9 protein-coding genes and 1 pseudogene are annotated in these 13,202 nt (G+C 40.2%); 1 reads left to right on the plus strand and 9 read right to left on the minus strand.

Annotated features, from left to right (window positions below; translation table 11 throughout):
- Positions 1 to 29: 29 nt before the first annotated feature.
- Genes AC5JMK_RS01280 through AC5JMK_RS01290 form a run of 3 tightly spaced genes read right to left on the minus strand, consistent with a single transcriptional unit; the run spans position 30 to position 1,084 of the window.
- Positions 30 to 341: a hypothetical protein gene (locus AC5JMK_RS01280; RefSeq protein WP_096677829.1), complete on the minus strand. Its 312-nt coding sequence runs from the start codon at positions 339 to 341 to the stop codon at positions 30 to 32.
- A 2-nt stretch (positions 342 to 343) separates the two neighbouring features.
- On the minus strand, positions 344 to 610 hold the full coding sequence (locus tag AC5JMK_RS01285) for a hypothetical protein (protein ID WP_096677830.1): 267 nt from the start codon (positions 608 to 610) through the stop codon (positions 344 to 346).
- Positions 611 to 628: 18 nt separating this feature from the next.
- Positions 629 to 1,084, minus strand: a complete 456-nt coding sequence (locus AC5JMK_RS01290) for a hypothetical protein (protein ID WP_096677831.1) — start codon at positions 1,082 to 1,084, stop codon at positions 629 to 631.
- 921 nt (positions 1,085 to 2,005) lie between these two features.
- Between AC5JMK_RS01290 and cysK the strand changes: the two genes are divergently transcribed.
- Positions 2,006 to 2,941 (plus strand): cysteine synthase A, encoded by a 936-nt coding sequence (cysK, locus tag AC5JMK_RS01295; protein WP_096679240.1) that lies wholly within the window; start codon positions 2,006 to 2,008, stop codon positions 2,939 to 2,941.
- Positions 2,942 to 3,017: 76 nt separating this feature from the next.
- Here the strand turns inward: cysK and AC5JMK_RS01300 are convergent, their stop codons facing one another.
- The 6 genes and pseudogenes from AC5JMK_RS01300 to AC5JMK_RS01325 form a co-directional block, all read right to left on the minus strand.
- Positions 3,018 to 3,200, minus strand: coding sequence for a hypothetical protein (locus AC5JMK_RS01300; protein ID WP_096677832.1), 183 nt, complete (start codon positions 3,198 to 3,200; stop codon positions 3,018 to 3,020).
- 220 nt (positions 3,201 to 3,420) lie between these two features.
- Positions 3,421 to 4,596, minus strand: coding sequence for a hypothetical protein (locus tag AC5JMK_RS01305; RefSeq protein WP_495909199.1), 1,176 nt, complete (start codon positions 4,594 to 4,596; stop codon positions 3,421 to 3,423).
- 289 nt (positions 4,597 to 4,885) lie between these two features.
- Positions 4,886 to 8,305, minus strand: coding sequence for an acetate and sugar kinases/Hsc70/actin family protein (locus tag AC5JMK_RS01310; RefSeq protein ID WP_096677834.1), 3,420 nt, complete (start codon positions 8,303 to 8,305; stop codon positions 4,886 to 4,888).
- Between the two features lie 228 nt (positions 8,306 to 8,533).
- On the minus strand, positions 8,534 to 11,095 hold the full coding sequence (locus AC5JMK_RS01315; protein WP_495909200.1) for a dynamin family protein: 2,562 nt from the start codon (positions 11,093 to 11,095) through the stop codon (positions 8,534 to 8,536).
- A gap of 643 nt (positions 11,096 to 11,738) precedes the next feature.
- The gene (locus AC5JMK_RS01320; protein WP_495909201.1) at positions 11,739 to 11,885 is read right to left on the minus strand and encodes a ribbon-helix-helix domain-containing protein; all 147 of its coding nucleotides are present in this window, start codon (positions 11,883 to 11,885) and stop codon (positions 11,739 to 11,741) included.
- Positions 11,886 to 12,597: 712 nt separating this feature from the next.
- A pseudogene (locus AC5JMK_RS01325) lies at positions 12,598 to 13,202 on the minus strand (IS701 family transposase); the annotation flags it as partial.

Consider the following 13,202-nt stretch of genomic DNA (forward strand, 5'->3'; position numbering starts at 1 on the left):
TAAAAAATTTGATTTCTTATTCTTACTGATTAGCGAAAATGACGTTCTGACACTAAGACCTCAGCTACCAATCTTGGTAAATCTGTCAGATCAGCGTATCCTTCTGAACCGCGAATCGGAGAAATAAATGTATAGTCTGGGTCACATTCTCCGGTGTCATAAACTTGCATATACCACCGATCAGGAAATCCCTCTATGGCTATTTCTACAATGTACCAACTCATGCCAATCAGACGAGAATTTACAATGACAAACCACTCTCTATCTGCTTCTAAAACATTCCATTCAGCCATCAGAAATTCTAAAGCGATCTGTCCTGCGTCAGTTGCAGTCAATAACATCTTTACTCCTTAGCTGGGACTTCAGGAATTTCAGGATATAATCCTAGTTGTTTTGATAATTCACGTGCAATGTGAATTAAAAACTTTGCTCCTTCATCATTACCTTGATGTGCAAATACAGCAGCAACTTGTAGTATTGTTTTTATAAAACCAGCATCAAGTAATTCTGGGTGAGTTTCTAAAACTTCTGGTTCCTGACCATTAGGACAGCTAAGTAACTTATCAATCAAATCAAAGTATAGATTTTGGCGTTCTTCTGTAATTGTCATGCTTTTATTGTACGTTCCTTATTGTTCGATACTTTCTTGCCATAACCTTTCTAGCTTATCTACTTGTTGTTGAAAAACTGTAGCGCGATAAACAAGATACCTGTCATATAAAAAAAAGAATATACCTAAACCTATAGGAAATAACAAAAAGAACCATTTCAAGCAATCAACAAGTTTATATAGTTGAGTAGGAGTGAGCAAGATATGCAGAAAATTGGCATCAAAAAATTTAATGGTAGCTGCATCTTGAGCGAAATTTTGACATTCTTGATCAAGAGTGAATAAATCAAAATTTTGGCTGCCAATAATACTAAATACACCTGCTTGTATTTGCTCTAATTTACAGCTTAAATGCTGTATTTCTACTAACTGCATATGCTGCTCCCAAACCACACTCAATACTACTAGCTCAGGTGAAAGCACTATTAAAGTCAGTAAACAAACTGTGAGAAACTTGGAAATTTGTAGTCTCATTTTGGCTCTCCCTTGCTAGGCAGTATGCACCCCGTGAGACGGTACCTTTTTGTCTTAATTTACCCTGTATAATAATTAAGGTATGAACACCCAAAAGTTAAGCCCTATCAGTTCTCAGTTATCGGTTATCAGTTATCAGTTATCAGTTATCAATGAACATACAAATGTGAAAACTGATAATCAGCAAGAAGTAAATAGTAACTAATGTTGGACAAAGCTGAATTTTTGTCAGAGAACTTACACATTCAAAGCCGCCTCATATCTTAGTTCATCTTGTTTAAAGCTGTGAGGGTTTAAGAAGTCCCCCCCTTTGCAGGGGGGGGTAGAGGGGAATCTCTGCGTAAATCCTATAGGTTTTATAGCAGCTGGCTTAGTCGAGAAGATTTATTTGCAGCCGGATCAAGATTATTAAATTAATTAAGTTTGTACTCAAAGCTGATAATTCCTATCGCAGCAGTATTTAAAAAATTTTTTGGGGTATGGGTACTAGTATTTTGAGGTATAGGGACTCGCATTTTTCAACTAAGGTGCTGGAATTAATGTACTCAATCACCATTTCTGGAAATCAAAGCTCAAGAGCCAAAAATCAAAAGCTAAAAATATAAACTGAATTTTTCTGGCTAGTACTCAGCCTCAAAGTATTGAAAATTGTGCAAAATTTTAGTAAGAAAAAAGTCAGGATTTCCAGGAAGTATTCCTGAGTAAATATACATTTGATGAACATTAAAAATATAGAAACATCATATAATTTTATTTTTAAGCATTTTGGCATAAAAAATTAAAACTATCATTAAAAATTACAGAAATAAACTAGGTTAACTTTTAAGATTGTTGATCATTGGTCATTGGTCATTTGTTATTGGTGTTATTGGTGTTTATTCTCCTCCTTGTCTCCCCATTCCCCAATCAGGAGATTTATTTATGCGAATTGCTGGTGATGTTACTGAATTAATTGGACGTACTCCGTTAGTTCAACTGAATAAAATTCCTCAAACTGAGGGATGTGTGGGCAGAATTGTGATTAAACTCGAAGGAATGAATCCAGCTGCTTCTGTTAAAGATCGGATTGCTGTAAGTATGATTACAGCAGCAGAAATGGCTGGATTAATTGAACCAGGAAAAAGTATTTTAGTAGAGCCAACATCTGGAAACACAGGAATTGGACTGGCGATGGTGGCGGCGGCGCGCGGTTATGGTTTAATTTTGACTATGCCTGAAACTATGAGTGTAGAACGACGGGCGATGTTAAAAGCTTATGGTGCGGGTGTGGAGTTGACGCCAGGAACCCAAGGGATGGGGGGAGCAATTCGTAAAGCCGAAGAAATTGTGGCTAACACTCCCCATGCTTACATGCTGCAACAATTCCGCAACCCAGCCAACCCCAAAATTCACCGCGAAACCACCGCAGAAGAAATTTGGACAGATACAGATGGACAAGTAGATATTGTCGTCGCTGGGGTGGGAACTGGCGGAACAATTACGGGTATTGCTGAAGTAATTAAAGCGCGTAAACCGAATTTTCAAGCGATCGCAGTTGAACCAAAAAATAGTCCCGTTATTTCTGGTGGACAACCAGGTTCACATAAAATTCAAGGTATTGGCGCGGGTTTTATTCCTGAAGTTCTCCGCACAGATTTAATAGATGAAGCGATCGCAGTCAGTGATGAAGAAGCGATCGCATTTGGACGACGTTTGGCGAGGGAAGAAGGTTTATTATCTGGTATTTCTTCGGGTGCAAACTTGTGTGCAGCAATACAAGTAGCTAAACGACAGGAGAATGCGGGGAAGTTGATTGTGGTGATTCAACCTTCCTTTGGAGAACGTTATTTGAGTACACCGATGTTTCAAAATTGGTAATTTATCTTTGTGTCTTTGTGACTTGATGGTGAAAATGTTTTTTTGAAACACAAAGACACTAAGACACCAAGTTTAGCTATCTTTCCACCTGTCTGATCAGTTTTCCGGCTTGGTTCTCACTAGACTCGGACTGGTGAGCAATTTTTGATTTGTCTTTGACAATAACGTTGACTCTCACACCAACGCCTTTTTTGACTAAAACGCGGACTTTAACAATGAGATTACCAACTTTGACTAGAACCTCAACCTTAACCGGCATGAGTTTTTCTGTTAAAGAATTAAAAACATCCCTTTAAAGCTGGCATAGATTAATTAAGTTATCAGTTTAATCTCATACAGTTGGCAAAATTGAAATTGTGATTAAAATTTTATTCAGCCCTGGCGATTATAAATCGCGGCTACACAAACGAAACCCGCCTGCGCGGGTTGTTTGATTCAGCTCAATTAAGTAGACTTTGTTTGTGTAGTAGCGAAATTTCTTACCCTTCCAATGAAGAACGGAACAAAACGCGTCCTGGAATTACCTCATCGTTAATCTTGGCATACACCCGCAGACAGGCGGACACTTCTCCTGGTACACCACCAATCTCTAGTTGTAAATCGTCTTTTGACCAAGTGTAAATATCGGCGTAGGTTCCCCACAATGGACGAACCTGTACCTGATAACCAGCATTACGGGCTTTTTCCACGACGCCATCAAGAGTACGACGGGCTTCTTGTTGGAGTTTTCCCCACCAAGAAAAGCGATCGCACGGTGGCAAATATACTAAAGAATGAATTGCCTCATCTAAATCTAGTCTGGCACGGAGTGCGATCGCGGGGTCAGCATTGGTAGTAGTAAGGACACGCTGAAACCGTTCTACAAGTGCCGTCATATACTTAGAACTTTCCGAATCTGAATTTAAAGGTCTAACACCAAAGCGGTCTACACTTTTTAAGGCATGACGTAAACACGGATCTATTTCGATAAACTTGAGACAAACAGATACAATCCCGGCTAATACATCTAGTTTCCCGCCTCTTTTTTCTACTTGCAACTGTGGATCAAAATCAACCTGATCTGATAAAAACAAGCCAGTTGCATAAACACTTCCCTGTAAACCAGGATAAACAGGTTGATTGCGGCTAAAGCCAATCTGTTGGACAGCAAATTTCTCTTCCAAAGCACCGAACTGACTCACTTCTGCCAAAATGCATTCGCGCCAAGTATCAGCTAGTTTTTCCGGTACTCTTAGCAGCAAGCGTTGGATCTCGTTCCACAAATCAAGATCATTGTTACTTTGAAACTTGTACGCACCCACATATTGCAACAATTCTTGATCAGCCAGCAAAGCATCACCAATGTCTTTAAGTTTCTGTTCTTTAGGAATTTCCAACTGAATTGGTTCCAACACATCTTCCCAGGTAGGAGGAGTGGAGGAAGTGGAGGAAGTGGGGGAAGGTGGGGGAGTTTGGGGAGTAATGATCTCTAATTTCTGTGGTTGCAAAAGTTGATCTAATTCGCCCACCAATTCCTGACAAGCGCTGTTACCTGGATCTGTTGTATCTTCCTTGAGTGCTTCTTGTAATTGAGTCCGCAGTCCATATAAATTTAACCGCAGTACCCAAGCTAATTTTGAGTTCTCAATTTCCAATAATTTGCTGAGGTGCTGCATGTTCTCTCCATTATTTCTGCAAAACTAGGGATTGTGGATTGAGGGTTGGGGATAAGGGGGATTGGAGAACAAGGAAGAATTCTCGTTATGTTTTATCCGGGAGCATCCCAATTTTTTCAATATACCGCAAAGGGTTTAAACCCTTTGCTCATAGCACAAGTCGTATTCATACGACTCAAATAGATTAAGCAGTCTTTAGCTATGAGACGATTTCAATCGCAGGCGGGTTTTTTGAACATTTGGGATGCTTCCTTTTATCCTGCTCCCCGCTCCCCAATCCCTATGTTCCTTAGTGCAATCCACAAAATGGATCGCGTTCTGTTTCGACGTTGTTAGATTGAGCTTGGAGGGAATCTCGATAAACGCATCCCTCTATTTTTAAACATTCGGGATTTGTTGATGTCCAGTAAGGTACTTCAAAAGCGTGGATTCGCAAGATACCTTGTTTGTTGAGGGAGACGTAATATTTACAAGGATATTCGGATTTGATTTCTGGTTGGGGAAGTTCGCCGATGAGTTCCCATTTATTTGATTCTGGGTTGCGAAATTGGAAGTAAAATGTATGTTTACCACTGACAGGAAAGGGTGGTAATTCTGCGATTAAGCCTATTCCTTGGATTTGGGTATCGCCTTCGTTGTAACGAAAGATTTGTACTTCTTGGTTTTGATTGCTGGAAAAGAGTACTGTGTGAGCATCGGTTTTGAAGACATTGGCTGATTCGGCGACGTTGACGGCGATGTCACAGACGATTTCTCCATGATCAGAAATAATTGTTTGTGTGGCGATCGCTTTGGCTGCATCAAGACAAGGTATGTTAACGGGGATGAGATAATGGGGTTTAGATCGTGATAATAATAAATCGATGTCTAGTTTTTGGTTGATTTCAAATTGGACTTGAATGTTGTTTTTGAAGTCTTCTTCGTTTATTCCCAATTTTTTCATCAGGATATCGCCGTTGTAACTACCCCAAAGTTGGAGTTTCATGTTCTCGAAGTCTTGACGTCTGATGTTGTTGGTTAATTGCATTCCCATCCAACGACTGCGATATTTGGCGATCGCATCTGTGGCTTGAAGTTGATATAATTCTTGTCCAGCGTGAAAGATGGGATCGGGACTACCGCCGATGACTTCACGGACGAAGGAACAGGGGAGAAAGTAAAATAGGTTTTTGACATCTATATATAGTTGGTTTGCGCCTTTTTTGAGTAAGTCTTTGGCTTGTTGGGGAGAGAAGCTCAGTTGACGGAGTTTTTCAGCAAAGCAAGCCCCGGCGGATGTGGCTAGTTTGGTGTATTCTGGTTCAAAGGTGACGCGTTCTTCGTTCCACAGGAAGTAGTCTGATTTGCTGAAGACTCGGTAGAGTTCGCGTTCGACTATTTCTAAATTGCAGGTTTTACCGGAAAGAATTAACCAATCGACTGTTTCAGGAGAATTACCAGGATTGAATGATTTGTTTTTAAAGGCGTTTTCGATTAATCCTTGGGCGATACCGACTGCTTCCTTGACTACGGGTGCGACTGCTTGTTCAAATTGTTCGACGGTGAGGGTGATGTTGAGGCGATCGCTAATGCTGGTAGGTAAGGTAATATCGTTGTGTATTAGCAGTTCGGAGATTTTTTGTCCATCAAGAATGAATAACGGTGTATCGAGTGTTTGACGTTTTTGTCCGAGGGTGAGTTTGGCTGCTTCGGCGTGTTCCCAAAGTGTGTAGAAGGTTTGGGCGCGAGATGGAGCGTTTTTCCATCGGGTGGGAAGGACTTTTTCGGCGTCGTTTAAAGCTTCTTTGTAAGCTTCACCTTCGCGCACTTCGTTATCGACACAAGCGAGTAGGGAACCTGGTTGGAATTTACCGTTTTGCAGAAAGCGATCGCTTAGTTCTTCTGGTTGAACTTTTAAGATATCTCTGGGCAAGGTTTCGTCTACAATTGCACTCAGTAAACAATCGGCTACTGCTGCTTTCAATAACAAAAATAGCCGTAGGGTAATCAATTCGCCACCCAATTGCAGATGTCCAGAGGAACCGAGTAACTTCGGTGTAAGTTTATAGTAGCGTCCGCCGTCGCCTCGATCTTCTCCCGGTTCAAAGGGATTGATTTCTTCCAGGGAAAGACGAATCAAGGCTAAATCGGTAGTTCCACCACCAATATCCAACACCATCACATTTTGCCACCATTTGTCTCCATCCCGGCGACAGCGAGTTTTGAAAGATTCAATTCCTAAATTTAAATCGCCGCCAAATTCTCGCCACAGAAAAAATATCGCTACGGAAACAGCTTCGTCATAAGCCATTTGCACATCTTCAATATCTAGCTGTTTCACCAATTGTTCAATTTCTCGCCGGACAAAAGGTGAAGCAATTGTGGGGTATGTCACCACCGTGCGGTAAAATTTACCTTGGGAACATTTACCCGAACGCTGGCGATATTTTTCAGTTAAGTCGATCAATTGAGCATACGCCGCTTGCAACAGTTTGTTAACAGGGATGGAATCTTCTTTATCATTGAGAGTAATTTGAAAAGAACGTTCTTGTCCAAAATAACGTTTGGGTGAATGTAGAAATCTGCTATCAATTCCCTCGCCTTGTCTAATTGCATCCAAACGGTGTTGTTTAGCTTGTTCGCCCAAACTAACTTTGACTTTTAGCGGATCGTTGGTTGGTAAAAACGGTTCTAAACCAATAACTTCCAACTCGCTAGCAATTTCACTCAAACGTCGATCTTTATCCAACTCTACCGAAATCAAACTTTGCCATTCTAGGGGTGGAACGCGAAACACTTCATGATAAATTTGATTTAAATGTTTACTAGCAACCCGACGAAACCAAGGTAAACGTTTACTCAAAGCAATTTCAATTTGCCGAATAGCTTCTAAAAATTGCTCGCCATTTAAATTACGTAAATTGACATTACTATCAACCTGGATATTTTTACTCACTTCAATTAAAAATCTTTGCCATTCCTGCATCCAAGCATCTTGACTAATACCTGCTACATTATCCACAGGGCGTTGAGTTAACCATGTCGATAGGCGATCGCGTAACCTCGCTTCTTGTTCACTAGGTAAACTATGGGGTGTGACAATCACTTTGGGATCATAAAGCGTCACTGTAGAATTAGAAGTGCCAAAATCAATCGCAAACCAACCAGGATAAGTAATTTCTGGTTGATTTTCAACTTGCTTCACTGGTGCTTCAGCAGCTAACTTTACTTCTTCATCGGGTAAAGTTTGGGATGCTGTATTTTTAAAAGGGTTTAAGACTGAATCGGTAAAAGACATGAGTGGATTTTTTATTGAGTAATCTTTGATGGGATAAGTCCAGATATTGCACTCAGCAGTCGTCTGTTTGCTAATAGACAAAAGCGGATCACCCGTTGCGCCTGATTCAAAATACTCGATAATAACTTGCAAGTTACAATTCACACCTGTGGGTAAAGGTTCATTCCAGCGACAATCACTTTGTCTTAATCGCTGGGGAGTATTGAGCTGTAAAAGCTTATGCGTACCAAAGTTTACACTTTTATAAGCCGATTGCATCGCTATAGCCAAGTCTTCTGGTATACCTGCAACAAATATATTAATGCGGAAAATATGAGGAAAATGGGGATTCGGAACTGGTTTAATTTCAATTGCAGGTAATAATAATAAAGATGGATCGTTGGGATGTGTACGTAGTTGGTAACGATTAAAAAGTTCTATTTTAATTGGCATTATTATAGATTCCCTTAACATTAAATTGGGGATTGGGGATTAGGAATAAGTGATTGGGGATCGGGGATTAGGAATAAGTGATTGGGGATTCTCCAGAGGAGACGCACTCGCGTTCGGGGATTGGGGATGAATCAGTTAACAGTTAACAGTGATCAGTTTAATTTGATAACTGATCACTGATAACTGATTAGTTGTCCCCCATGTCCCCAATCCCCACTCCCTGATCACTTATCCCCGCTCCCCGATCATCGATACTTGCGAAAGGGTTTCTAACCAAGGTGGAACAGATTTTGATTTGTCTTTGTCTGCGTCGGCGATATATCTTAGTAAAGGTTCGTGTTTGGATTTCAATAGTTCTTGTAAACTATCGACAATCTCTTTCAACGCCCTCGAAAAGGAAGATTTCACCTGTTTAGTTAACTGACTGACGTATTGAACTAAATGTAAACCAGCGCTGGCGGTGATTTCGTCTCGCAAGCGCAAAACGGCTATTTGATGATTAAATGGTCTGGGAGGAGTGGGAAATTGTTTATCAGGACTCCAGTCTAAAATTTGTCCGTTGGGATGTTTGTCATCTTGACGCGCTAAGGGAAATAAAGCATCTGCGTTGATGGCATGATTATTATTAGCTAATCCACTGTGATCAATAATTAATCTTTGCCATTTATTTGCTGGATCAACTGCGCGTAAGAAGTTACGAAATAGGCGGAGTTGATTTTTCCCAAAGTTGTCTTGTATGTATCTTTCAATATCTGGTGATAACACAGAATTAACTGTGTTACGTTCGTCTGCAACTTCGATTGATAGTTTTTTGAAAAAGTCGATCACTGCTTCTGTGGTGCGATCATGAGCAAAAGTTTGCATTTCTTGAATGGTTTGGACAAATGCAGAGTAAAAATCATCGCTTTTGGTTGGGATGGTGTCTTCTACTTCTTCGTCACCAAAAAAGCTGTCGGCTTTGGTGAGAGAAATTGTCCCATTTTTAGTTCTATCAAATAGTAATGTCCATTCACTCCATTCAAAGAAGATTTTATTAGTTAATTCGTCTTTGACGACATCACTAACGGCGACGCCATCACGATTTTTTAATATTGGTTGCTTTTCTAATTCTTCTTGAAATTGTCTGTAAATAGTTACGAGATTTTCGATTCCTTGGCGCAGTTCAATAAATTTTGGGTTTTCTTCGACGGGGATATAAGCGGGTACTTGTTCGAGGAGGGTTTTGAGGTTATCTTGCTCTTTTTGCAAAGCTTTGACGGTTCTTTGGGTATCTTCTACAAGTTGTTTTAAACCGTTTTGGGCGACATGATCTTTGAGTAAGGCGCGTAGTCTGCTGATTCCTCCGTCTTCTGCAAAGTCACCGAGTTGTTTTTGCAGGGTACTCGATGGCGGTAACATTTTACTTAGTTGTTGCCATTTTTCTCGCAGTTCAACTTCGGAGAGTTTGTTGGGGATATCTAATTCTGGCAAAAATTCTGGAGAGGAAACTTGAATTAACGAAGAAAGTTCCGCCAGTTTCGCTAAACCGTGGAGTTGGGAGAGTAAAACTATATTTTTTTTCTCTGTGGTTAAATTGCTGGCACTGGCAATGGTAAGTTGGAGAATGCCCAGACTTTCTAAGATATTGGCTTCGGAAAGTAATGGTTCGTCTACGAGTTCATCAAGGGCGCGTTCGTCACTTTGAGTCAGGGGAAGTTGATTGAAGCGTCCGACACCAACAATGATTCTATCTCTTAAATCGTGTCCTTTATCGCGTTCCAACATTGTACGAATTTTTGAGGCGATCGCACCACCTGGATATCTACCGTTGAGTAGCAGCAGCAGAGTTTGCACATCTCTGAGTTCCCGCAGTGATAAAAAGGTATCCCGCACCCCAGAATCTGCTGAACCTAAACCGGGAAAGTCTAGCAAAACAAATTCATTTGTTCCTTGGAGTGCAGATAAATCCCAAATTTCCTTGGATACTTCAACGGTGACATCAATACGGCGAATTAAAGAAAAGCTTCTCTGTAAATCTACAGCTGATGGTTGAGCAAAATTTGTCCACGGTTGCGGAGGTGGTGGAAGTTGATCAAAGCTGAGTTCTAAGATATTCATCGGTGGTTCAGATAATCTCAGCCCTTTTTTGGCGGTAGTATGATCAATCTGGTAGCTTTTACCGCCAATAAATTTGCCGTAAGTGTTGTAGGTACGCATATACACTACTATTTCTCGCAGTAGCGATCGCAGTTCTAAACTTTGCGTCTGATTCCAAGCTTGTTCGCACCATCTCAAGATTCCGTTGCTATCGACAATTGTTGTCGGGTGCAGGTTTTTCAGACTAGTCAGCAAGTCCAGTGATATTTCTGATGCTTTGGCTCGTGTTTCCACTTCCTGAAGCATAAACCGCAAACACTCTTTCACACCTTCATCGGAGAGATACTGAACGGTGTACTTACCAATTTGGGTAGTTTGTAAATCTGCTTGTTGGCGCAAATGAATTGCAGTGACGTTCCCGGTAGTAGGGGTTTCACTGACAGGTAAAGCATCGGCGTAGCCAATGAGACTACCAATCAATAAAGTTTTGCCGCTACTGAATTCACCCATCACGCCAATTTTCACAGGTGAAGAGGCAATTTCTACTACTCTTTGGGCAGATTCTTTTAAACTTTGAATGTTCTGATGGATACTTTGAGGGAACCAGCTTTCCTGGGGAGGCGGGTTTTGTGAGACTAACTCCAAGCTTTGGAGAACAGATTCCCCATATTCTTTATAGTGGCTCAGTTGTGCGATCGCCATGTCACTTTTCATACTTACTCCAGTAAATTAGGGGTGTAGGGGGTAAGGGAATAGGGGAGTAAGGGGATAGGGGTGTAAGACAAATAATTTTCAACTAATGCTATCTATCTACACCCCTACACTCCTACACCCTCATACCCCTACACCCATTTCTTTACAGCAATAGTCATTTGTTTTTTAATCACAGAAGTTTAGCAATTTGTTCGTGATTATTGTTTCCAAATTGCAAAACTTTGTAGAAATTTGCATAAATTTGTAGAAGCAAGACAGTCTCAATACGGTTCGGATAGGACAAATCAATTGACATTTTAACCCACCAAAGACGCGAAATACCCTGCGGGATCTTGCTACGCGTCTCTACATACCCAAAATTATGACGAAAAATTCCAGATATTTTGGCGATTTGCCTGTTTTATTACTTGGGATAATGAGGACGAGCAGACTTTTGTAACAGGGAAAGATCCCCGACAACTTTTGCGAAGTCGAGGATCTAATGTATTTCTGATGAGCGATCGCATCCGTAAAAGCACAGTCACGCGTTTAAAAGCTTCTCCAGAAGAATCTTCTATTGAGAATATTAAAACTGCTTGAAAAGCAACTTCAAAACTCCCGGATTTATCCGTGGAGTTAATTCCAAAATCCTTAAGAGGATGACTTATTTTTCCTCAGATTCTTTAAGTTGCTCAATCATATAGCTGATTTGAGCTGAGACTGATCGCTTTTGCTTATTGCAATACTGCTTAAACCAATCAAACACTGGTTCTGGAATTGTGACACTAGTCCGGCTCATTTTTTCAGTCAAAGCACTATTTCCTCACTCTACATATCCAATATAGCGATTGTTCTACTGAATACGTATACAACAGTGATAAATATTTAAAAAAGTATTATCAATAAGAATCAATCGTATTAATATCCAAATAAGAAAGGATAAAAAAACCTGCGATTGAAATCGCAGTCTCATTTGCATTGTCCCCAAAAAAAACTAGAGCGGTAAACTCCTTGATTAATCAATGGACCACATGCGGAATATCCACAGAAGCTGCGGGAGCCGAAGCCCAGAAATAGCGCAGGCTTTTAAACAAAGAGCACAGAAGCGGATTCTTAAAACCATAGCTGACAATGTAGAAGCTGTCTAGAATTTCCTCGTAGAACACAAATCTATGAAACAAGCATGTTTACAGTGTCGTTGCGATCGCCTCTACTAAAAAAGTAGTAATTTAAGGTATATATCATGGACTAAAGCTTATGATTTATTTAACATAGTTGTAGACCTCACTAGTTATGTGTGGTTGTGTGTTGTAAAACTTGATTGAATTTGGTCAAGGGGTATAGCTCCTTGACTTTTTCTTTTCTTGAATTACTCTTCTCAAAACCCACATGTTAGGTATGGCTTACTTTTAGCTTGTTTGCTTCATATAATACTAAGTAAAATTGTATCGGCTCAATAACAGGACTTACGCAACTGGCACAAAGAGCGGGCGGGGCGAAGCCCCGCCACGCGGTACTTTAAATCAGACCAAACACATACAAACGTCTGGACGTTTTAGTTGCTGAATCAGATAATTAGAAAGCAAGTTGTGCTTAATTGTATAAATAGTTTGACCTGTTTGATAAGCTAAATTTTTAAGTCTAAGCCAAACCAACATTGAACAAGCAATATGATTTCTCTGAAGGCGAGCTTTACGACATTGACATGATTCAATGCCAGTTAATTGTTTAATTTCTCTGTGAAACTCACGCCAGTCGCTACAACGGGGGGAACCCCCGCAACGCGCTGGCTCCTCTATTTTCCAACGGATTTTACACACCTCTTGTACAACATCCGTAGAACTTTGAGATAAATCATTAGTTGCGATATAATCCGTTCTATCGGTAGAGATAGTAACCCGGAATAGTTTCACTTTCTTCTCACCAGGGAATGCTTTAATTTTTATGATTTTACCACATTCTAATTCCTCATTACTCCATGATAATGATTCAATATTTTTATACTTTTCTTTGCCAAAAGTATCATCAACTAAACGATTAGTTTTCAAAGGACAATAATAAGTTTTATCTAGGCTATCAATATAAAGCATTAAATTATTGACTGCATACCACGTATCCATTAAAACCG

This window comes from Pelatocladus sp. (assembly GCF_059505505.1).